The sequence below is a fragment of the Mesorhizobium album genome, assembly GCF_033977205.1.
GTDB classification, from domain to species: Bacteria; Pseudomonadota; Alphaproteobacteria; order Rhizobiales; family Rhizobiaceae; genus Mesorhizobium; species Mesorhizobium album.
On sequence record NZ_JAVIIW010000002.1, the window covers coordinates 50421 to 70768 of the forward strand.

Below are 20348 nucleotides of genomic sequence, written 5' to 3' on the forward strand. Positions count from 1 at the left end.
AGGGTGTCGATGAAAATCGGCATGTGCATGTTCTTGTGGACGACCAGCGTCTCGAAGAAGCACGGGGCGCTGCTGAAGGACATCAAGGCGACTGGCTTCGACGGCGTCGAGATACCGGTCTTCGTGGGCGAGCCGGATGACTACAAGAGGCTCGGCGAGATACTCGATCGCATCGGCCTGGAACGCACCGCGGTCTCGGCCATGGGCGACCCGACGATGAACCTGATCTCGCCGGACGCCACGACGCGCAAGGCCGGCATCGACTACATGAAATGGGCGATCGATTGCAGCGCAGCCCTTGGCGCGAACAGGCTGAGCGGGCCGCTGCATTCGACGCTCGGCGCCTTCTCCGGCAGCGGTCCGACGGCGGCGGAGAAGAAGCGCTCGATCGCCTCACAGCGGGCCATTGGCGACCATGCCGGCAAGAAGGGCGTCACCATCGGGCTTGAGGCGCTCAACCGTTTCGAATGCTATCTGGTGAACACGATGGACGATCTGTCGGAGCATATCGATGTGATCGACCGGCCGCACGTCAAGGCGATGTACGACACGTTCCACGCCAATATCGAGGAAGCCGACCCGATCGGCGCCTATACGCGCAACCGCAGAAACGTCGTCCATATCCATATTTCGGAGAACGACCGCGGCGTGCCGGGACGCGGCCACATCCCCTGGAAGGAGACGTTCGCCGCGATACGCAAGAGCGGTTACGACGACTGGCTGACGATCGAGTCCTTCGGCCGCTCGCTAAAGGATCTGGCGGCGGCGACCAAGGTGTGGCGCGATTTCGCGGAGAGTCCGGAGGCGGTGTACCGCGAGGGGTACAGGCATATCAGGGACGGGTGGAAGAAGGCCGCCTAGGTCCTCCCTTCGTCATCCACGGGCGGAGCGGGAGCGAAGCGGACGCGGAGACCCGAGGATCCATTCCGCGAATTCCGAGAGCAGCAGCGCTGCAGATCGGGACGCCGAATGGGCACCCCTCTTTTGGGCAGCGGTATTCCATGGCCGATGTTACAGGATCCTCGGGTCTGCGCCGCGTCGCTTCGCTCCTTGCTCCGCCCGTGGATGACGAAGTCGCGGGAGGCATCGCCGATTGTGAGCAAATCACCCCTGCGCAGCCTGCAGCCGGTTGTAATCATGCAGCGTGCGGCTGAGCCTGCGGCGCAGGAAGTTCGAGATGTTGTCGAAGATGAAGACGACGAGCAGCGTCAACAGCACCATGTAGAAGACGTTGGCCCAGTTCGAGTTGGTGCGCATCGCCTCCCAGAGCTTCAGGCCGATGCCGCCGGCGCCGACGGCGCCGATGATGGTGGCGCCGCGGGTATTGGATTCCCATTGGTAGAGCGTCTGGCTGATGAAGATCGGCACCACTTCCGGCAGCACGCCGTAGCGCTGAACCAACAGGCCGTTGGCGCCGGTCGAGGCCACGCCTTCGCGCGGCTTGTCGTCGATGTTCTCCAGCGCTTCCGAATAGGTTTTGCCGAGCGTTCCAATCTCGGTGAAGAAGATCGCGGCACTCCCGGCGAGCGGGCCGGGGCCGAAGGCGCGGGTGAAGAACAGCGCCCAGATCAGCATGTCGACCGAACGCATAAAGTCGAAGAAGCGCCTGAGCACCTGGCCGAGCAGGCCGCTCGGCGTGATGTTCCGGGCGGCGAAGAAGGCTAGCGGGAAGGCGACGATGCCGCCGAGCAGCGTGCCGAGGAACGCCATGACGATGGTCTGCAAAAGCTTCGTCCAGACATCGCCATGCTGCCATTGCGCGTTGTTCCAGATGTTGTCGGCGGCTAAAGCGAGGTTCGACGTGCCGGGCTGCAGCTCGGGCCCCGACACGATCAGCGAGAACACTTCGCCGGCCGGTTTGCCGAAGAAGGGCGAGCGCGTGTCGAAGACGAAGTTCGCCCAGCCGAGGAAGCGCTTGCGCACCTTGACGCGGTCGACGGTGACGCGCACCTCGCCGACAAAGCCCATCCTGGCGACGACCTCGTCGTCATGCACCGTCACCCAGTCTGGCACCGGATCTGTAACCACCGGCTTGCCGCCGGTCAGCGATATCGGCACGGTCTGGCCGTTGGCGACGATCGTCGCCCTGGTCTTGTCGAAGGTGACGGATTTCGCGTCGCCGTCGATCTGCACGGTGTAGGTTCCGTCGAGGTTCCTGATCACCCAGTCCGGATCGGGATGTTCGCCGAGCGCTGAGAAGCGCGGATATTTCGGCGCGATCTCCGGTTGGTCGAGACGGAATTCCGGCTGCAGGTCGTAGCTGATCCATTGCGACAGGAAGAGCGGCAGGCGCTCCCAATGCGAATCCTTCAGCACCTGCGGCAGGCTGAAGAACCACAAGGCATAGGTGAGATACAGCACCGTGCCCGCGATCAGGAGCAGCGGCCAGAAACGCTTGTAGGCCGGCCGCTTGAATATCTGCGGATGGCGTTCCTCGATCGCACTGACTTCGTCGACGGTAAGGGCAGGCATATCAAGCGCTCATCAGGAAAGCCTGCTCGCCGACGAGCTTGCGGCGCAGCCAGGCGGAGAACTGGTCGACGAGGAAGATGGTGACGAAGAGAAGCAGCACCAGCGCCAGGGTCTTGGCGCCGAAGCCGCGGGAGATCGCGAGCTTCAGCTCCTCGCCGATGCCGCCGCCGCCGACGGCGCCCATGATGGTCGAGATGCGCACGTTGATCTCGATCCTGAGCAGCGTGTAGGACATTAAGTTGGGCAGCACCTGCGGCAGGTCGGCGAAGCGCACGCGCTCGATCCAGTTGGCGCCGACCGCGCGCAGGCCCTCTTCGGGGCGCATGTCGATGTTCTCGTTGATCTCGTAGAACAGCTTGCCGAGCGCGCCGATCGAATGCAGGCCGATGGCGATGATGGCCGCTACCGGGCCGATCGAGACGATTGCCGCGAAAAGACCGGCGATGACGATCTCCGGGAAGGCGCGCAGCAATTCCATAAAACGCTTGACCACCAGCCGCAGGATTGGGCTCGGCGTCAGGTTGCGTGCGGCGATGAAGGAGAAGGGCACGGCGAAGATGAAGCCGATGAAGGTCGAGACCAGCGCCACGTTGACGGTGGTCAGCATCAGCTCGAAATATTCGGGGATGTAGAAGCCGCCCCAGATGTAGACGCGGCCAAGCGGGAAGTTGAACTCCTGCGTGCCCTTGTCGTGCGGCGAGGCGATGTCGAACAGCGCCCGCCAGACGTCGTTCCAATCCTTCGGGATCAGCCAGCTCAGGAAGTCGAGCATATGCGGCAGCCGCTCGAAGAAATGGCCGGCATTGGCCTCGTCGGCAAACCACATGGTCGCGACCATGGCGACCAGCAGCAGGCCGACGCCGAGCGCGGTGTAGAAACGGCGAAGCGAGGTCTGGCGCCGCCAGGCGTCGGCCTGGTACCTTGTCGCTTCGGAATGGATCGTCGTCGAAAGGGTCATGATCGGTGAATGCAAAAAGGGCGGCGTTTTAAAACGCCGCCCTTTTTTGCTGATGCCGTCAGCCGCCGATCGCGGCTTTGCGGGCTTCGATGATGACGTTGTAGAAGTCCGACTTCACCGGGACATAGCCGGTGAAATCGCCGCCCTCGACGCCTTCGAAGCAGGCCTTGTCCTTGCCCGGCAGGGCGGTGAAGAAGTCGGTGAGCTTGGCAGTCATGTCGGCACCAAGCGCGGTGCGGACGACCAGCGGGCCGTTGGGGATCAGGCCCGAGCGCCAGACTTCGACGAAGTCGTTCGGGTCGACGGCGCCCTTGGCGACTTCCTTGTGGAAAGTGCCGGAGGTGTAGCCGTTCTTGAAGTCGCCGATGCCGGAGGAATCGTCCACCGCCACGTCAACCTTGCCGTCGCGGACGGCAAGGACGTTGTTCTCGTGGCCGCCGTTGAACTGGGTCGAGGCGAAGTAGGTCTCGTTGGAAGCGCCGGTGTCCTTCGGAATCTGGGTCAGCGGGATCAGATAGCCCGAGGTCGAATCCGGGTCGGCATAGCCGAGCTTCTTGCCCTTGGCCGACTTGATGTCGGTGATGCCGGAAGTCTTCAGCGCCAGGCCGATCGAATAGTAGCCGGTCGAGCCGTCGGTCTGCTTGGTGGTGAGGATCGGAGTGACGGCCTTCGGGTCCTTCAGATAGACGCTGGCGTAGCCGGACGCGCCGAGCTCGGCGAAGTCGAGCGTGCCGCCGAGCAGGCCCTGGATGACGCCGTCATAGTCGGCGGCCGGAAACAGCGACACCTTCTCGAAGCCGAATTCGGCCTTGAGGTGGTCGGCGAGGCACTGGTAGTTGCGCAGGCGGTCGGTCTCGTTCTCGCCGCCGAGGATGCCGACGCGGAACTCCTTGATGTCGGCAGCGTGGGCGGCACTTGCCGCCATGGCCAGCATCGATACGGCGCAAAAAACCATTTTCCTGAACATTGATCTCTCTCCTGTTGCTCCGGCTTCGCGCCGGTGGCGTTCGAATTTTTGAGTTCAGCCTTTGACGCGGGCGGGCGATCCGGGTTGCTCTTTTGCTGAAATTCACGATTTGCCCGGACCAGCTTCAGCCCGGGCGGCGGACTCAGTAGCCAGGGAAGGCCGGTTCGAGCGGTCCGGCGGATGCGGTGATCTTCGGCTTGACGGTGACGCTGGTCGACGTGATGGCCTCGGAGATCTCGACGCCGTTGGCATCCGCGCCATAGACCGTGCGCACGGCCTCGCGGTCGAGGTCCTCCGGCGCGCCGTCGAAGACGACCTTGCCGGCGGCCATGCCGATGATGCGGTTGCAATAGGCGCGGGCGGTGTCCAGCGTATGCAGGTTGGTGACCACGGTGATGCCTTCGCGCAGATTGATGTCGCGCAGTGAGTCCATCACCACCTTGGCGTTGAGCGGGTCGAGCGATGCGATCGGTTCATCGGCCAGAAGCACCTTCGGCTGCTGCATCATGGCGCGCGCGATCGCCACACGCTGCTGCTGGCCGCCGGAAAGTGTGCCGGCCGGCTGCAGCGCGGTGCGGGCGATGTCGAGGCGCTCGAGCGCGGCCACCGCCTCGGCGCACTCGGTGCGCGAAAACATGCCAAGCAGGTTGGAGAGCGTTGAGCGGTGGTTCAGACGGCCGAGCAGCACGTTGGTCAGGACGTCAAGGCGCGGCACCAGGTTGAACTGCTGGAAGATCATGGCGCAGTCGCGCTGCCAGCGGCGCAGCGGCGACCCCTGCAGGCGCGACACCTCCGCGCCGTCAAAAAAAATCGATCCCTGGCTGGGATCGATCAGACGATTGATCATGCGCAGCAACGTCGACTTGCCGGCGCCGGAGCGGCCGATGATGCCGACCATCTGGCCTTGCGGGATCGAGATGTTGATGTCGCTGACGGCGGTGTTCTTGCCAAATCGTCGGGTTACGCCGCGGATTTCCAGCGTGGCCGATGATGCTGACATGGCAAGACTCCAGTCCGTCGCGGTTTTGAAGGTCCGTTAACCTTCGCTAGCGCAGCCCCATGAAGCTGGGGTGTCGGATTGATGTCAGTTTTGTTACGTCCCACAGGCCATCCTTGTTTATGCATATCGTTGTCCCAAAACCGCTGCGCACTTTTGGGCGACATGCATAGCGTCAGCCAAAGACAAGCAATTCCTCGAAATGCTTCATGTCCTTGAAGCTGCAGAAGGCCGGCGGGCGCAATTCGATCACCGGAGCCTCACGCTCGAGGAACGACAGGCAGTTGTCGAGCAGGTCCTGCCAGGCGGCCACACGGTCATCGGCGAGCCGGCGGATCTGATAGGCGAAAGTGATGTGGAAGACATATGCGTCGTGATCGGGATGGCGGTAGCCGAACGGCACGGAGAGCGCGTCGCGCCATGTGCGCAGGATATGCTCGTCCTCCGGGGACGCACCGGCAACGGTGAGGCCGTTCGGCGTGACGCCGATGGCCTTGATGCGAAACGGAGGGCAAGGTTCAAAGTCTTGCAGCCGCCGCAGATAGAGGCGGGTCATGTCGTCGATGCCGGTATCGAGTGGCACATCGGCTGGCCAATAGGGAAGGCGGCGCCGGTATTCGATGATGCCCTGGAACACGGTCATATGCAGGCTGGAGATCGGCGTGAAGGCAAGGCGATCGGCGTCGGGCATGGCGCGCATGCGCTCGCGCACCTCGATGACTGCGGCTTCTGATGGCGAGCCCTGAACGAGGTGGCTGACGACCGTGTTGCCCGGCTCGAGAAGAAAATTGCCCGATCTGTCGTAGCGTGTGCCGAGGTGCACCGGCGGCATCGGATTGGTGCCTTCGAAGAAGAAGGCGAGCGAGGGTCTTACCTTGTCGAGCATGGCGATCTCCGTGGGGGGAAATCGCCTCCTGTCCGAGTCGTGTGTCAAGGATGTGAATGGTGAATGGTGAATGGTGAATGGTGAATGGTGAATGGTGAAGAAGGCTTCCCTAGCCCAGACCTTGTTGCCGGCCATTCACTATTGACCATTCACCATTCACCGCGCTCAGCCACCATACTTCTCCAGAAACGCTTCCGCCGACAGCTCCCTGAAATCGTCGAGCGCGGCGCGCAGCCGAGCATGGTCCCAATCCCACCAGGCAAGCGCCTGGTAGCGCTCGGCGGTGCGGCGGGCGAAGCGCACGCGGATCGGTTTTGCCGGCACGCCGGCGACGATCGTGTAGGGCGCGACGTCCTTCGACACCACGGCCCCGGCGCCGACCGCCGCGCCGTCGCCGACGGTCACGCCGGGCAGGATGGTCGAGCCGTGGCCGAGCCAGGTGTCGTGGCCGATGGTGACGCGCTTGGCGCGACGCTGAGCGAAGAACTCGCTCTCATGTTCGGCGTCGTCCCAATAGTCGGAAGCGCGGTAGGTGAAGTGGTGCAGCGTCGGCCGCCAAGTCGGGTGGTTGGTGGCGTTGATGCGCACGCTTGCCGCGATGTTGGAGAACTTGCCGATGGTCGCGCACCAAACGGCGCAGTCCTGCATCATGTAGGAATAGTCGCCGAGCTCGCTTTCCGAGACGCGGCTGCGTTCGGCGATCTCGGTCCAGCGGCCGAGCGTCGAGTTCTCGACCTCAGCCGTCTCGTGCACCAGCGGCGCCTCCGAAAGCTTTCTCATGCGGCGGTCTTTCCGGCGGCGAAGGCGGTGACGTCAATGACGCGGTCGGCCACCACATCGCGCACATCCTGGTCATGGAAGATGCCGAGCAAGGCGACGCCAGCCGCTTTCTTGGCGGCGACGAGCTCGACCACGACATCGCGGTTTTTGGCGTCGAGGGAAGCGGTCGGCTCGTCAAGCAAAAGGATCGGATGCTCGGTGATGAAGCCGCGCGCGATGTTGACGCGCTGCTGCTCGCCGCCGGAGAAGGTCGCCGGCGGCAGCGCCCAGAGTTTTTCCGGCAGGTTGAGCTGCGCAAGAAGCGCGCGCGCCTTGTCGCGCGCGGCTCCTCTGTCCTCGCCGCGTTCGACCAGCGGCTCGGCGACGACGTCGAGCGCCGAGACGCGCGGCACCGTGCGCAGGAACTGGCTGACATAGCCGATGGTATGGCGGCGTATGGCAAGCACGGTGCGCGGGCTGGCGGAGGCGAGATCGATCAGGCCACCCTCGTGCTGAACGATGATCTGGCCTTCGTCGACGGCATAGTTGCCGTAGAGCATTTTCAGGATCGAGCTTTTTCCCGCGCCGGACGGGCCGCCGAGCACGGCGCATTCGCCGGCGCGGATCGAGAAGGAGACGCCAGCCACCACCGGCAGCGTGACGCCGTCGCGCAGATGCATGGTGAAGCTTTTCGCGACATCGGAAACAACGAGCGGAGTGGCCATATTCACACCTGCAAAATCGAGGAAACCAACAACTGCGTGTATGGCGCGCGCGGGTCGTCGAGCACACGGTCGGTGAGGCCGCTTTCGACGACGCGGCCGTCCTTCATCACCATCATGCGCTGCGAGAGCAGCCGCGCCACGGCGAGGTCGTGGGTGACGACGATCGCGGCGAGGCCGAGATCGGTGACGAGCCCGCGCAACAGATCGAGCAGGCGCGCCTGCACCGAGACGTCGAGGCCGCCGGTCGGCTCGTCCATGAACACCAGCCGCGGCCCGGTCACCAGATTGCGGGCGATCTGCAAGCGCTGGCGCATGCCGCCGGAAAAGGCGCGCGGCTCATCGTCGATGCGATCCTCGTCGATCTCGACGCGCGACAGCCAATCGACGGCGGTGGCGCGGATCTTGCCGTAGTGGCGATCGCCGACCGCCATCAGCCTCTCGCCGACATTGGCGCCGGCCGACACGGTCATGCGCAGGCCGTCGGCCGGGTTCTGATGGACAAAGCCCCAGTCGGTGCGCATCAGGAAGCGGCGCTCGGCCTCGCTCATGCGATAGAGCTCGCGCCACTGGCCGTCGCGCATGCGGTAGCTCGCCGTGCCGGAAGAGGGCAGCAGCCGCGTCGACAGGCAGTTGAGCAGCGTCGTCTTGCCCGAGCCGGACTCGCCGACCACCGCCAGAACCTCGCCCGGCCAGAGGTCGAAGGAGATGTTCTCGCAGCCGACGCGCGAGCCGTAGAATTTGGAAAGCGCCGAGACGCGCAGCAGCGGTTCGTCGGTCATTGCGCCGGCTCCGTTTTTTCCAGGGCAAGATGGGTTTCAGGCGCAAGATGGCCGCGATGGCCATCGGCGCGGCGCTTCTCGCAATGGTCGGTGTCCGAGCAGACGAACATGTGGCCGCCGTGGTCGTCGAGGATGACCTCGTCGAGATAGACATTCTCGGCGCCGCAGAGCGCGCAGGGCTGGTCGAAGGTCTGCACCTCGAAGGGGTGGTCCTCGAAATCGAGGCTGACGACTTCGGTGAAAGGCGGCACCGCGTAGATGCGCTTCTCGCGGCCGGCGCCGAAGAGCTGCAGGGCCGGCGAGCGGTGCATCTTGGGATTGTCGAATTTCGGCGTCGGCGAGGGATCCATCACATAGCGGCCCTCGACCTTGACCGGATAGGCGTAAGTGGTGGCGATGCGGCCGTGCCTGGCGATGTCCTCGTAGAGCTTCACATGCATGAGGCCGTATTCCTCCAGCGCATGCATTTTTCGTGTTTCGGTCTCGCGCGGCTCGAGGAAGCGCAGCGGCTCGGGGATCGGCACCTGGAAGACCAGTACCTGTCCCGCGTTGAGCGGATGCTCCGGGATGCGGTGGCGGGTCTGAATGATGGTCGCCTTCGCCGTCTCGGTGGTGACGGCGACCTTGGCGACCTTCTTGAAGAAAGCTCGGATCGAGACGGCGTTGGTGGTGTCGTCGGCGCCCTGGTCGATGACCTTGAGCACGTCGTCCGGACCGATGATCGAGGCTGTGACCTGCACGCCGCCGGTGCCCCAGCCGTAAGGCATCGGCATCTCGCGCGAGGCGAAGGGCACCTGGTAGCCGGGAATGGCGATGCCCTTCAGGATGGCGCGGCGGATCATCCGCTTGGTCTGCTCGTCGAGATAGGCGAAGTTGTAGGTGGCGATCTCTGTCGGTTGGGCAGTCATTCCGCGGCCTCCCTCTTCTCTTCTACCTTGCCCTCGTTTTCCCGCGCCTCGTATTCGGCGCGCATGCGGCGAACCAGGTCGAGCTCGGCCTGAAAGTCGACATAGTGCGGCAGCTTCAGATGCTCGACGAAGCCGGTCGCCTGCACATTGTCGGAATGCGAGATGACGAACTCCTCGTCCTGCGCGGCCGCGACGACATCCTCGCCAAGCTCGGTGGCGCGCAGCGCCCGGTCGCAGAGCGCCATCGCCATCGCCTTGCGTTCGCTCTGGCCGAAGACCAGCCCGTAGCCGCGGGTGAATTGCGGCGGCGCCTTGGCCGAGCCCTTGAACTGATTGACCATCTGGCACTCGGTGATGCGGATGGAGCCAAGCGGCACGGCGAAGGGCAGCTCCGGCACGTCGAGCTCGAGCTCGACCTCACCGATGCGGATCTCGCCGACGAAGGGATGGTTGCGGGCATAGCCGCGCTGCGTCGAATAGCCGAGCGCAAGCAGAAAACCCTCATCGCCGCGCGACAGCGCCTGCAAGCGTATGTCGCGCGCCATCGGGAACTGCAGCGGCTCGCGCGTGATGTCGCCGGGGATATGATCAAGCGGCATATCGCCGTCGGCTTCGATCAGCCCTTCATGGGCGAGGATCGAGGAGACGCGCGGCATGGCCTCGGCTTCGACCGGACGCTGCGCGGGCGCCGCGACATCGGCGCCGGCGGCAAGCTCGGGGTCGAGCAGGCGGTGGGTGTAGTCGAAGGTCGGGCCGAGCACCTGGCCGCCGGGCAGGTCCTTGTAGGTGGCCGACACGCGTCGTTCCACTTGCATCGCGCCAGTGTCGACCGGGTTGGTGTAACCGAAGCGCGGCAGCGTGGTGCGATAGGCGCGCACCAGGAAGATCGCCTCGATCAAGTCGCCGCGCGCCTGGGCGACGGCAAGTGCCGCCAACTCGCGGTCGTAGAGCGAGCCTTCGCTCATCACCCGGTCGACGCCGAGCGCCAGCTGCTCGACGATCTGGTCGAGACGCAGCGCCGGCACCGAGCGGTCGCCGCGCCGGCGGTCGGCAAGCAGGCGATGGGCGTTGGCAATTGCGGCTTCGCCGCCTTTCACCGCGACATACATGTCACGCCTCCATCGTCTTGATGCGGGTGGTGCGCGGCAGGCAGGCGAGGTGGCCTGGCGCCGCCAGGATGATGTCGACGCCGCGCGGGAAGCGCTGGTTGTTCTGCTTCCACTGCTCGACGAAATGGCGCGGCATGCCTGTCGGCGCGATCATCGCCGTCTTCTCGATGCCCGGGCCTTCGAGCAGGAGCGAGGGACCGGAGGCGAGACCGTCGACCAAAAGGATCAGCGTCGTCGAGCGGTCGGGATATTCCTGCGTGCCCTGCGAAAAACCGTCGAGCGCCGCCATCTCCGCCGGGTTGGCTACAATCGCGAAATGCGCATCGGCCGGCGTGTTGGCCAAAGGCGCGCCGGTGTGGAAGCCGAGCCAGGCCTTGACCGCGGGCTCCGCTTGCAGCCGCGGGTCGAGCCAGATCGGCGTGTCGTTGTCGCAAAGCGAAAGCACCACCGCGCCGGCGGTCGCCGACAGCGGGGCCGGCGGGTGGGCGAGCGGCGGCAGGGCCTGGACACTGCCGGGGCGGGCCATCGCGTCCATGACGGCCCGGAACACGGCTTGCGCGTTGAAGACCGGATCGGCGAAACCGCCTTCGATCGATTGCGTGGCGATATCCATCAGTCCTCTCCGCGCACCATGGTGAAGAAATCCACTTTCGTGGCCGCCGTCTCGACGCGCCGCTTCTCGCGCGCCGCTTCGAGCGCCGCGCGCAGGGGCGCTATGAGTCTGGTTTCGACCGCCTCGCGCTGGGCAGGGTCCTGCCAGAGCGCGTCGGCGATTGCCGCGAGCTTTGCTTTGCCCTTGTCGCGGCCGAGCGCATAGGAATGGCCGACCTGTCCGGAGGGCAGCCGCACCGTCGCGCGGGTGACGGTCGCCTCGCCGACATTGAACGGCGCGCCGCCGCCGCCGATCCGGCCGCGCACGGTCACCAACCCGGTTTCCGGGCCGCGCAGCATTTCGGCCTCGGTGGGCAGGCCGGAGCCGTCCCATAGGCGCGAGATGTCCTCAGCCGCTGCGTGCGCCAGCGTCGTCATCACCGCCCTCCGCTCGGTCTGCTCGCGCGCTTCCTGTCCTCGCATCGCCTCACTCCTCGCATCGGAATATTTGTCTATTGATATAGACAACTATACAAATTATAGTCGTCACGTAGCGTGAGTCCATGACGGGTGGATGACAAAGGGGAAGAATGATCGGGGGCAAAAATTGATCGGGCTGGCGAGCAGTATCGAGAGGCGCAGCGGCGTGTCGCTGTGGCGGCAGATCGCCGACAGGATCCTGGAGGGGATCGCGAGCGGCGATTTCGCCGAGAACGCAGCGCTGCCGCCCGAGGTCGCACTGGCCGAGCGCTACGGCGTCAATCGTCACACGGTGCGCGGCGCCATCGCAGCGCTGGTGCAGGAAGGCGTGCTCAAGGCCGAGCAGGGGCGCGGCACCTTCGTCCTGTCGCGCAAGCGCCTGTCCTATCCGATCGGCGCCCGCACGCGCTTCTCGACCGGGCTGCAAGGGCAAACAACGGAGCGCCATATTGCGCTGCTGTCGTCATCGACAGAGCCGGCCAACAGGCGCATTGCCGAGGCGCTCGGCATCACAAAGGCGTCAGCGGTGATCCGCCTGGAGACGCGCGGCGAGGCCGACGGGCATCCGGTGTCACGCGCGACAACCTGGTTCGATGCAAAACGCTTCGCCGGCATCGAGGCCGCGATGGCGGAGACGGGATCGATCACCGCCTCGCTCAAGCGCTTCGGCATCAACGATTATCTGAGGCATTCGACTGTGCTCTCGGCACGTCACGCCGATGCCACCGATCTTGCCGACCTCGATCTGCAGCCGGGCGCCATCGTGCTGGTGACGGTCGCCGTCAACGTCACACTTGACGGCCAGCCGATCCAGTTCGCGGAGTCGCGGTTCCCGGCGGAGCGGGTGGAGCTCAGGCTCTTGGCGAACGATTAACCTTCAACGTCATCAATCCTTGGGCGGTGACCAAAGAGGTCGTCATCCATGGGCGGAGCGACGCGAAGCGGAGCGCAGACCCGAGGATCCATGCCGTAACCTTGATTGTAGAGCGCAGCGGAGCAGAATTCTGGATCGTTGCAACGCGTCGAAGTCACGGAATGGATCCTCGGGTCTGCGCTGCGTCGCTACGCTCCTTGCTCCGCCCGTGGATGACGAGGCGACAAAGGTTTCGGCTAATCGCAAAGGCATGCGCTCTGCCAAATCCCGCACTGCTCGTGTCGGACCGATATCTTACCCGACCTCGATGACGGCCTTGATCAGCCCCGACTTCTCATGCGCCCATCGCGCGAGATCGCGCGGCGTGGCTGCGAGCGTCGTGCGGTGGGTGACGAGCTTGGCGAGCGGCACAGCGCCGTTGCGGATCGAGGCGGCGACATGGTCGAAATCGGCGCGCAACGCGTTGCGGCTGCCGACCAGCGTCATCTCGCGCTTGTGGAACTCAGGGTCGGAGAAGGTGATGTCGTCCTTGACGACGCTGACCAAAACCAGAGTGCCGCCATGCGCGACATGGGCGAAGGCGGACTGCACCGACTGCGTGTTGCCGGTGGCGTCGAACACCAGGTCGAAGCCTTCGCCGCCCGTCGCCTGTCGCACCAGGTCGGCCGCCGGCGCCTTCGAGCCGTCGAGCGCGGCGAAGCCCAGCTCGCCTTCGGCAAAACCGAGCCGCTCTGTGCTCATGTCGAGCAGGCTGACGTCGAGCCCACCAATGCGCGCAAACAGCGCCGTGCCGAGGCCGATCGGGCCGGCGCCGATGACCAGCGTGCGCTGGCCGGGTGAGGTAAGTGAGCGCCGCACGGCGTGCGCGCCGATCGCCAGGAATTCGACCGCCGCAGCATCGGCCAGCGACAGACCATTTGCCGGGTAGAGATTCTGCGCCGGCACCAGGATTTCGTCGCACATGGCGCCGTCGCGATGGACGCCCAACACCTCGATGCTCACGCAGCAGTTCGGCTTGCCGTGCCGGCAGGCGATGCATTTGCCGCAGGCGAGATAAGGATTGATGATCACCGCCTCGCCGATCGTGAGGCCAACGCCTTCACCCTTCTCGGCGACCGTGCCCGACACCTCGTGCCCCATGATGCGCGGATAGGCGAGGAAGGGATGCTTGCCTTCGAAGATGTGGTAGTCGGTGCCGCAGATGCCGACATGGCTGACGGCGACCCGCGCCCAGCCGGGAGGCGGCACGCCGGGAGCGGCGCGGTCTTCGAGGACAAGATCGCCGGGCGAGCGGCAGACGACGGCTTTCATGCGCTGATCCAGTATTTGCGACAGCGCCGGCCCATCGCTTGGTGGGCCGGCGCGTCATTTCCGAGACGGTTATTTGCCGCGACGGCGCAGGCCGTCGAAGTAGACGATGACGATGATCAGCATGCCGGTGATGACACGCTGCCAGAAGGTATTGACGTTGAGCAGGTTGGCGCCGTTGTTGATCGTCGAAAGGATGAAGGAGCCGATCAGCGGTCCATGCACGGAGCCGATTGCGCCGAACAGCGAGGTGCCGCCGATGACCGACGAGGCGATGGCCTGCAGTTCATAGGTGTCGCCCTGGGTCGGGTTGCCGATGCCGATGCGCGAGGCGAGCAGCACGCCGACGAAGGCCGCCAGCAGACCGGACAGTATATAGGCCATGAAGATGGTGCGCGGCACGTTCACGCCCGACAGGCGCGCGGCTTCCGCATTGGAGCCGACCGAGAACAAGTATCGCCCCCAGCGCGTGTGATGCAGGAAGACGTAGGACGGTATGGCGACCAGGATCACCATCCAGAACAGATAGGGGATGCCGAGCAGCGAGCCGCGCGAGAAGGCCTGGAACGGATCGCTGTTGATTGAGATCGAGTTGCCGTTGGTCATCAGCAAGCCGATGCCGCGCAGCGAGGTCATGGTGGCTAGCGTGATGATGAAGGGCGGCAGGCCCATCTTGACGATGCCGAAGCCGTGGAACAGGCCGATGGCAATGCCGACCAGCAGCGTGATCAGCACCGCCGCCCAGATCGGCCAGCCGGCATTGATCAGAAGAGCGACAACGACCGTGGTAAAGCCGACCACCGCGCCGACCGAAAGATCGATACCGCCGGTGATGATGACGAAGGTCTGGCCGACGGCGAGGATGGCGATCAGCGAGCCCTGGCGCAAGAGGTTGGTGATGTTGAGCGCCGTGGCGAAGGACGGCGTGGCGAGCGCCAGCACGACCCACATCAAGAGCAGAAGGCCAAGCAGCGTCAGCCCGAACAGGGCATTGAAATTGCGCTTGGGTTTTTCGGCAGGGATCGCCTCGGTGCTCATTTTTGTCCTCCCGTCTTTTCTTGTTTCTCGGCCAGCGCCTGGCCCAAAATGTCCTCGTGGCTGGCGGTGTGGAAGCCATGCGTGGCGACCAGCTTGCCGCGCCGGAACACATGCAGCGTGTCGGCGAGCTCATAGACCTCAGGCAGATAGGATGAGATCAGGATGATGCCGGCGCCCTTGGACAATAGCGTCGAGAACAGGCGGTATATCTCGGCCTTGGTGCCGACATCGACGCCGACCGTCGGCTCGTCGAAAATGAACAGCTTGGCGCCATGCGCCAGCCACTTGCCGATGACGATCTTCTGCTGGTTGCCGCCCGACAGGCTGGAGGCGAGTGCATGGCGTGTCGGCGTCTTGATGCGGAGATCCGCGATCTGGCGCTCGGCCTCGGCCTTCTCGCGCGAGCCGGAGATCAGAAGATTGTTCGAGATGCGCTTGTAGATCGGCAGGTTGAGGTTCATACCGACCGGCAGGTTGAGGCACAGGCCCTGGTCGCGGCGGCTTTCCGGCGCCAGCGCCATGCCGAGTCTTATCGCGTCATGCTCGGAGTTGATGTGCACCTCCTTGCCTTGCCACAGGATCTGGCCGGCAGACTTCCTGTGGCGGCCATAGAGCGTGGTGACGAACTCGCTGCGTCCGGCGCCGATCAGCCCATAGAGGCCGACGATCTCGCCGGCGCGGACGGTCATCGAGACGTTCTCAAAACCTTTGCCGGAGAGGTTCTTCGTCTCGACGATCGTCGCGCCCGGCGTGAAATGCTCCTTGTGGTAGATCTGCTCGATCGAGCGGTTGATCATCAGCCTGACCAGTTCGGGCTCGCTGGTCTCGGCGATATTGCGGGTGCCAACGAGGGTGCCGTCGCGCAGCACCGAGACGCGGTCGGCAAGCTCGAACACCTCCTCCATGCGATGGCTGATATAGATGATGGTGACGCCTTCACCCTTCAGCCGGCGGATCAGCGTGAACAGCTGGTCGGCCTCCTTGCGGGTGAGGTAGGCGGTCGGCTCGTCGAAGATCAGGAATTTCGTGCCGCGCACCGTGGCGCGGGCGGCGGCGATCAGCTGCTGCTGGCCGATGGTGAGGTCGCCAAGCATGACATGGGCCGGCAGGTCGAAGCCCAAGCCGTCGATGATCCTCTGCGCCTCCCTGACCATGGCGCGCTGCTGCAGAAGGCCGAAGCGGGAATTCTCCTCGCCGAGGAACATGTTGGCTGCGACGGTGAGGTGGCGGCAGAGCACGACCTCCTGGTGGACGGCGTTGATTCCGAGCGCCATCGCCTCATGCGGGGTCGCGAGCGCTTCAGGCTTACCCTCCCAGATGACCTCGCCGGAGGTGCGCGGCATGACGCCGGTAAGCAGCTTGATCAGCGTCGACTTGCCGGCGCCGTTCTCGCCGACGATGGCGTGGATCTCGCCCGACTTGAAGGCAAGGTCCACCGGCTTCAGCGCATGCGTGCCGGGATAGCGTTTTTCGAGACCTTTCAGCTCGAGGATAGTCCTGCCCGGTTCCAGCGTGGGAGGCGGATGCAGTTCCTGCGCCGTCGATGTCATGACAATCCTCCCAGATTGTTCTCAACCGTTGGGGTACGCCGCGATGCGTCTTGAGCGCGCATCTTGAAGATGAAGCCTAAAGCAAGCCAGCGAATTGCCAAGTCGCTCGCTGCGTATGTTTCCGGGGCGCCATGGCCCCGGAAACGACACTCATGGCGGCGCTTACTTGAGCTTCGGGTTGAGAAGCGCGTCGATCTTCGGCTCTTTCATATTGGCCTTGGTGACCAGATTGGCACCGGTGTCGACATTGGCCTCGACCTTCTCGCCCTTCGATGCGGCGAGCGCGGTCTTGATGCCGTCGTAACCCATCCGGTACGGATCCTGGACGACGAGGCCTGAGATGACGCCGTCGTTCAAGAACTTGATCAGCTTCTCGTCGCTGTCGAAGCCGATCAGCCCAACCTTGCCGGCAAGGTTATTCTCGGCGATCGCCTGGCCGACGCCCTGCGCCATGATCAGGTTTGAGGCGAAGATGCCCTTGAGGTCGGGGTTGGCGGTGATCAGGTCGGTCGCGATGTTGAGGCCGGTCGTGGCCTGGCCGTCGGCATATTTGTCGGCGACGAGCTCGAGGCCGGGATATTTGGCCTTGAGCTGTTCCTTGAACCCTTGCGCGCGCTGCTCGAGCGAGCCGGCGCCGGGGAGCGCGGTGATCAGCGCGACCTTGCCTTCGACCTTGCCGCCATTGGCGGCGGCGATCGCTGCGGCGAGACCGTCAGCCGCGACGCGGCCGCCCTGGACGTTGTCGGTGGTCAGGAAGGAGGTGAAGGCCTTGGATTCGGCGCTGGAGTCGATGCCGATGACCTTGACCTTGGTCGCCGCCTCGTCGATCGGCTTGCCGAGCGCCTTGGCCTCGGTCGGAGCGATCACCACCGCTGCCGGATTGCCGGCGACGGCGTTTTCGAGGATCGAGATCTGGCCGTTGACGTCAGTCTCGGCCTGGGCGCCGAGCTCCGGCACGTTGATGCCGAGGTCCTTGCCGGCCTTGCGGGCGCCGGCCAGCACGATCTGCCAGTAGAAGGAGGTGGTGTCCTTGACGATGATCGGGATGGTCACGTCGGCCGCCGAGGCGGGTGCGGAATGCATCGCGCCGGCGAGCATCGAGGCGGCGGCCAGAGCCACGAAGGCGCGGCGGTTGAGAAGGCTGGTCACAAATTTCATTAGGTTCCTCCCTAAAGTCGCCTGGTGAAGGTTCGGAAAGCTCTATCTGGATAGGCGAGGGCCAAACAGAACTTTATCAATAAAAAACATTTGCCTTGTTTTGATAGTGCATCGGTCAGGCTGATGCAAGCGGGTGTTTGGTGCCGTTTGCGTGATGCTGTGTGGTGACTAGTCGCTCTGTCGGTTTCTCCGCGTCTCAGCCAAGCTGCTGGACGATCGTGTAAGGATCGTATCTGGCGAATTCGGCCGCCGGCACCTTGATGTCGAGCAGCTCGAGGTTGCGCGTCAGGTTGGCGGGCTTGGCCGTGCCGGTCAGCACCGAGGCGACGACCGGCTCATGCAAAGGGAACTGGAACGCGGCGGCGGCCAGCGGATAGCCGCGTTCGGCGGCAATCTTCTGCATCTCGCCGACGCGGTCGAGAATATCCTTGGTGGCGGGCAGATAGTCGAAATGCGCGCCCTCGACCGGGCCTGTCGCCAGGATACCGGAATTGAAGACGCCGCCGACGATTAGCGAGGTCTTCCGCTCGCGGCAGAGCGGCAGCAATTCGGCCTCGGCGCTGCGGTCGAGCAGCGAATAGCGGCTGGCTAGCAGGATGCAGTCGAGCGGCGCGCGGCGGAGCACGTCGAGGCAGATCTGGACCTCGTTGACGCCGAGCCCGTAGGCGGAGATCGTGCCGGACGACTTCAGCTCCTCCAGCGCCTTCAGCCCGCCGTCCATCAGTTGGCGGAAGTGCAGCTTCGTCTTCTCGACTCCATGCGTGTAGATGCCGATATCGTGGACGAAGAGGATGTCGATCCTGTTGAGGCCGAGCCGCGCGTAGGAGAAATCGACCGAGCGCATGATGCCGTCATAGGAATAGTCGTAGTCGAGCGCGAAGGGCAGCGGATCGACATAGGAGTGGTCGGGAACCTGGTCCGCCGGCACGGGCCGGAACAGGCGGCCGACCTTGGTCGAGAGCACATAGGACGAGCGCGGCTTGTCGCGCAGGAAGTCGCCGGTGCGGCGCTCGGACAGGCCGAAGCCATAGAACGGCGCGGTGTCGAAATAACGCAGCCCGGCATTCCAGGCCGTATCGAGCGTCGCCATCGCGGCGTCGCGAGGGCAGGCGCGATAGAGTCCGCCAATGGCCGCGCCGCCGAAGCTGATCTCGGTCACTTCGAGCGCGGTCGTGCCGATCCGGCGTTTGTTCATCAAAGCCTCCCCTTCGCCGTTCGACCGGCCGTTTTCGTTATTTTGACGGTATTTAGAGCACGGTATTTAGAGCGTCGCTCCGAGGTGCCAGGGCACGAACTCGTTGTCGCCGTAGCCGAAGGCCTCGCTCTTGGTCTTGCGGCCGGACGCCGTCTCGATGATCAGCTCGAAGATCTCGCGGCCCATGCCGGCAATGGTCTTCTCACCGGAAGCGATGACGCCGCAATTGACGTCCATGTCCTCTTCCATCTGATGGTACATGGTCGAGTTGGTGGCGACCTTGATCGACGGCGTCGGCCGGCAGCCGAAGCAGGAGCCGCGGCCGGTGGTGAAGACGATGACATTGGCGCCGCCGGCGACCTGGCCGGTGGCCGAGACCGGGTCGTAACCGGGCGTGTCCATGAACACCAGGCCGTGCCCGCCGACCTTCTCGGCATAGCCGAAGACACCGTTGAGCGGTGTCTGGCCGCCCTTGGCGACCGCGCCCAGCGACTTCTCGAGGATTGTGGTCAGGCCGCCGCGCTTGTTGCCGGGCGAAGGATTGTTGTCGATCGACGCGCCATGCTTGGCGGTATGGTCCTCCCACCACTTGACGTAGCTGTCGAGCTTGGCGGCGATCTCCGGCGAGGCTGCGCGATAGGCAAGCAGATGCTCGGCACCATAGATCTCGGTCGTCTCCGACAGGATGCCGATGCCGCCGCAGCCGGCGAGAATATCGACCGCCGCTCCCAGCGCAGGATTGGCGGTGATGCCGGACATGCCGTCGGAGCCGCCGCATTGCAGGCCGACCACGATCTCGCTGACCGGGATCGGCTCGCGCTTGAGGTGGCCGACTTCCTCGGCGATCTCGGCCAGCACGCCCATTGCCCGTTCGACCGATTTGCGCGAGCCGCCGGCTTCCTGGATGTTGAAATGCCGCTTGCCGGCGGCAACACCCTTCTGGCCGTAAAGCGTGAGCTGGTTGACCTCGCAGCCCAGCCCGACCATCAGCACGCCGCCGAAATTCGGATGGCGCGCATAGCCGGCGAGCGTGCGGTGCAGCACCATCATGCCGTCGCCGGTGGCGCTCATGCCGCAGCCCTGGCCGTGCACGATCGGCACGAAGCCGTCGATGCCGGGATATTTCGGCAAAAGCGTGCGGTTGGCCTCGTCGGCGATCGCATGGCAGACGGTGGACGAGCAATTGACGCTGGCGATGATGCCGATGAAGTTGCGCGTGCCGGCGCGGCCGTCAGCGCGGCGATAGCCCATGAATGTGCGCTTGCGGTCGGCCTCGGTGGCGTGCTCGGCCTCGCTCGGCGGCACCACCGGCAAGCGGCCGCTCTCGAACACCAGATTGTGCGAGTGGACATGCTCGCCGGGTGCGATGTCTTGAGTGGCGCGGCCGATCGCCTGCGCATATTTCACCACCGCTTCGCCGGCCGCGATCGGCTTGATTGCCACCTTGTGCCCGGGGTCGATCGCCGCCACCGCAACCGCGCCGCCAGGCAGCGCCGCGCCGATTTCGATGCGGCCATTGGCAACCGCGACATTGTCGGCGGGGGAGAGAAGGATGGTGTTTGCAGCGTTCACGGGCGGCTGTCCTGGGTGATCC

General features: G+C 64.6%; 20 protein-coding genes. 2 read left to right on the forward strand and 18 right to left on the reverse strand.

Annotation, left to right across the window (positions count from 1 at the left end; genetic code table 11):
* Positions 1-9: 9 nt before the first annotated feature.
* The gene (locus RFN28_RS02025; protein WP_320285703.1) at positions 10-861 is read left to right on the forward strand and encodes a sugar phosphate isomerase/epimerase family protein; all 852 of its coding nucleotides are present in this window, start codon (positions 10-12) and stop codon (positions 859-861) included.
* A 243-nt stretch (positions 862-1104) separates the two neighbouring features.
* On the opposite strand, the gene phnE (RFN28_RS02030) is transcribed toward RFN28_RS02025, so the two are convergent.
* The 12 genes from phnE (RFN28_RS02030) to phnG all read right to left on the reverse strand — a co-directional run bounded on the left by phnE (RFN28_RS02030) (position 1105) and on the right by phnG (position 11634).
* Positions 1105-2472, reverse strand: coding sequence for a phosphonate ABC transporter, permease protein PhnE (gene phnE / locus RFN28_RS02030; RefSeq protein ID WP_320285704.1), 1368 nt, complete (start codon positions 2470-2472; stop codon positions 1105-1107).
* Between the two features lies 1 nt (position 2473).
* On the reverse strand, positions 2474-3430 hold the full coding sequence (gene phnE / locus RFN28_RS02035; protein WP_320285705.1) for a phosphonate ABC transporter, permease protein PhnE: 957 nt from the start codon (positions 3428-3430) through the stop codon (positions 2474-2476).
* A 58-nt stretch (positions 3431-3488) separates the two neighbouring features.
* Positions 3489-4397, reverse strand: coding sequence for a phosphonate ABC transporter substrate-binding protein (gene phnD, locus RFN28_RS02040; protein WP_320285706.1), 909 nt, complete (start codon positions 4395-4397; stop codon positions 3489-3491).
* Positions 4398-4539: 142 nt separating this feature from the next.
* Entirely contained in the window at positions 4540-5397 is an 858-nt protein-coding gene (gene phnC, locus RFN28_RS02045) for a phosphonate ABC transporter ATP-binding protein (RefSeq protein ID WP_320285707.1), read from the reverse strand.
* A gap of 172 nt (positions 5398-5569) precedes the next feature.
* Positions 5570-6280 carry a DUF1868 domain-containing protein gene (locus RFN28_RS02050; RefSeq protein WP_320285708.1) on the reverse strand — a complete coding sequence of 237 codons (711 nt, stop codon included), beginning with the start codon at positions 6278-6280 and terminating at the stop codon, positions 5570-5572.
* A gap of 165 nt (positions 6281-6445) precedes the next feature.
* Positions 6446-7060: a DapH/DapD/GlmU-related protein gene (locus RFN28_RS02055; RefSeq protein ID WP_320285709.1), complete on the reverse strand. Its 615-nt coding sequence runs from the start codon at positions 7058-7060 to the stop codon at positions 6446-6448.
* A complete protein-coding gene (gene phnL / locus RFN28_RS02060; protein WP_320285710.1) occupies positions 7057-7764 on the reverse strand; it encodes a phosphonate C-P lyase system protein PhnL in 708 nt (235 codons plus the stop codon). The genes RFN28_RS02055 and phnL overlap by 4 nt, the downstream gene beginning before the upstream one ends.
* Positions 7765-7766: 2 nt before the next feature.
* Positions 7767-8543 carry a phosphonate C-P lyase system protein PhnK gene (phnK, locus tag RFN28_RS02065; RefSeq protein ID WP_320285711.1) on the reverse strand — a complete coding sequence of 259 codons (777 nt, stop codon included), beginning with the start codon at positions 8541-8543 and terminating at the stop codon, positions 7767-7769.
* Positions 8540-9451, reverse strand: coding sequence for an alpha-D-ribose 1-methylphosphonate 5-phosphate C-P-lyase PhnJ (locus tag RFN28_RS02070; protein ID WP_320285712.1), 912 nt, complete (start codon positions 9449-9451; stop codon positions 8540-8542). The genes phnK and RFN28_RS02070 overlap by 4 nt, the downstream gene beginning before the upstream one ends.
* Positions 9448-10560 (reverse strand): carbon-phosphorus lyase complex subunit, encoded by a 1113-nt coding sequence (locus RFN28_RS02075; RefSeq protein WP_320285713.1) that lies wholly within the window; start codon positions 10558-10560, stop codon positions 9448-9450. The genes RFN28_RS02070 and RFN28_RS02075 overlap by 4 nt, the downstream gene beginning before the upstream one ends.
* A gap of 1 nt (position 10561) precedes the next feature.
* Positions 10562-11173 (reverse strand): phosphonate C-P lyase system protein PhnH, encoded by a 612-nt coding sequence (phnH, locus tag RFN28_RS02080; RefSeq protein ID WP_320285714.1) that lies wholly within the window; start codon positions 11171-11173, stop codon positions 10562-10564.
* Entirely contained in the window at positions 11173-11634 is a 462-nt protein-coding gene (phnG, locus tag RFN28_RS02085; protein ID WP_320285715.1) for a phosphonate C-P lyase system protein PhnG, read from the reverse strand. The genes phnH and phnG overlap by 1 nt, the downstream gene beginning before the upstream one ends.
* Positions 11635-11725: 91 nt before the next feature.
* On the opposite strand from phnG, the gene phnF reads away from it, so the two are divergent.
* Positions 11726-12505: a phosphonate metabolism transcriptional regulator PhnF gene (gene phnF / locus RFN28_RS02090; RefSeq protein WP_320285716.1), complete on the forward strand. Its 780-nt coding sequence runs from the start codon at positions 11726-11728 to the stop codon at positions 12503-12505.
* A gap of 294 nt (positions 12506-12799) precedes the next feature.
* On the opposite strand, the gene RFN28_RS02095 is transcribed toward phnF, so the two are convergent.
* From RFN28_RS02095 to RFN28_RS02120, 6 genes are all read right to left on the reverse strand, one after another.
* Complete coding sequence (locus RFN28_RS02095; RefSeq protein WP_320285717.1) at positions 12800-13816, reverse strand: zinc-binding alcohol dehydrogenase family protein; 1017 nt, start codon at positions 13814-13816, stop codon at positions 12800-12802.
* A 69-nt stretch (positions 13817-13885) separates the two neighbouring features.
* Complete coding sequence (locus RFN28_RS02100) at positions 13886-14851, reverse strand: ABC transporter permease (protein WP_320285718.1); 966 nt, start codon at positions 14849-14851, stop codon at positions 13886-13888.
* Entirely contained in the window at positions 14848-16401 is a 1554-nt protein-coding gene (locus tag RFN28_RS02105) for a sugar ABC transporter ATP-binding protein (RefSeq protein WP_320285719.1), read from the reverse strand. The genes RFN28_RS02100 and RFN28_RS02105 overlap by 4 nt, the downstream gene beginning before the upstream one ends.
* Before the next feature lie 162 nt (positions 16402-16563).
* Positions 16564-17559 (reverse strand): ABC transporter substrate-binding protein, encoded by a 996-nt coding sequence (locus RFN28_RS02110; RefSeq protein WP_320285720.1) that lies wholly within the window; start codon positions 17557-17559, stop codon positions 16564-16566.
* A gap of 196 nt (positions 17560-17755) precedes the next feature.
* Positions 17756-18754: an aldo/keto reductase gene (locus RFN28_RS02115; RefSeq protein WP_320285721.1), complete on the reverse strand. Its 999-nt coding sequence runs from the start codon at positions 18752-18754 to the stop codon at positions 17756-17758.
* A 66-nt stretch (positions 18755-18820) separates the two neighbouring features.
* Positions 18821-20326, reverse strand: a complete 1506-nt coding sequence (locus RFN28_RS02120) for a UxaA family hydrolase (protein ID WP_320285722.1) — start codon at positions 20324-20326, stop codon at positions 18821-18823.
* Between the last annotated feature and the right edge of the window lie 22 nt (positions 20327-20348).

Bases quoted from the DNA above. Each gene is read 5' to 3' on its own strand.
- RFN28_RS02025 (WP_320285703.1), top strand. From the start codon at position 10: ATGAAAATCGGCATGTGCATGTTCTTGTGGACGACCAGCGTCTCGAAG.
- phnE (WP_320285704.1), bottom strand. From the start codon at position 2,472: ATGCCTGCCCTTACCGTCGACGAAGTCAGTGCGATCGAGGAACGCCAT.
- phnE (WP_320285705.1), bottom strand. From the start codon at position 3,430: ATGACCCTTTCGACGACGATCCATTCCGAAGCGACAAGGTACCAGGCC.
- phnD (WP_320285706.1), bottom strand. From the start codon at position 4,397: ATGTTCAGGAAAATGGTTTTTTGCGCCGTATCGATGCTGGCCATGGCG.
- phnC (WP_320285707.1), bottom strand. From the start codon at position 5,397: ATGTCAGCATCATCGGCCACGCTGGAAATCCGCGGCGTAACCCGACGA.
- RFN28_RS02050 (WP_320285708.1), bottom strand. From the start codon at position 6,280: ATGCTCGACAAGGTAAGACCCTCGCTCGCCTTCTTCTTCGAAGGCACC.
- RFN28_RS02055 (WP_320285709.1), bottom strand. From the start codon at position 7,060: ATGAGAAAGCTTTCGGAGGCGCCGCTGGTGCACGAGACGGCTGAGGTC.
- phnL (WP_320285710.1), bottom strand. From the start codon at position 7,764: ATGGCCACTCCGCTCGTTGTTTCCGATGTCGCGAAAAGCTTCACCATG.
- phnK (WP_320285711.1), bottom strand. From the start codon at position 8,543: ATGACCGACGAACCGCTGCTGCGCGTCTCGGCGCTTTCCAAATTCTAC.
- RFN28_RS02070 (WP_320285712.1), bottom strand. From the start codon at position 9,451: ATGACTGCCCAACCGACAGAGATCGCCACCTACAACTTCGCCTATCTC.
- RFN28_RS02075 (WP_320285713.1), bottom strand. From the start codon at position 10,560: ATGTATGTCGCGGTGAAAGGCGGCGAAGCCGCAATTGCCAACGCCCAT.
- phnH (WP_320285714.1), bottom strand. From the start codon at position 11,173: ATGGATATCGCCACGCAATCGATCGAAGGCGGTTTCGCCGATCCGGTC.
- phnG (WP_320285715.1), bottom strand. From the start codon at position 11,634: ATGCGAGGACAGGAAGCGCGCGAGCAGACCGAGCGGAGGGCGGTGATG.
- phnF (WP_320285716.1), top strand. From the start codon at position 11,726: ATGACAAAGGGGAAGAATGATCGGGGGCAAAAATTGATCGGGCTGGCG.
- RFN28_RS02095 (WP_320285717.1), bottom strand. From the start codon at position 13,816: ATGAAAGCCGTCGTCTGCCGCTCGCCCGGCGATCTTGTCCTCGAAGAC.
- RFN28_RS02100 (WP_320285718.1), bottom strand. From the start codon at position 14,851: ATGAGCACCGAGGCGATCCCTGCCGAAAAACCCAAGCGCAATTTCAAT.
- RFN28_RS02105 (WP_320285719.1), bottom strand. From the start codon at position 16,401: ATGACATCGACGGCGCAGGAACTGCATCCGCCTCCCACGCTGGAACCG.
- RFN28_RS02110 (WP_320285720.1), bottom strand. From the start codon at position 17,559: ATGAAATTTGTGACCAGCCTTCTCAACCGCCGCGCCTTCGTGGCTCTG.
- RFN28_RS02115 (WP_320285721.1), bottom strand. From the start codon at position 18,754: ATGAACAAACGCCGGATCGGCACGACCGCGCTCGAAGTGACCGAGATC.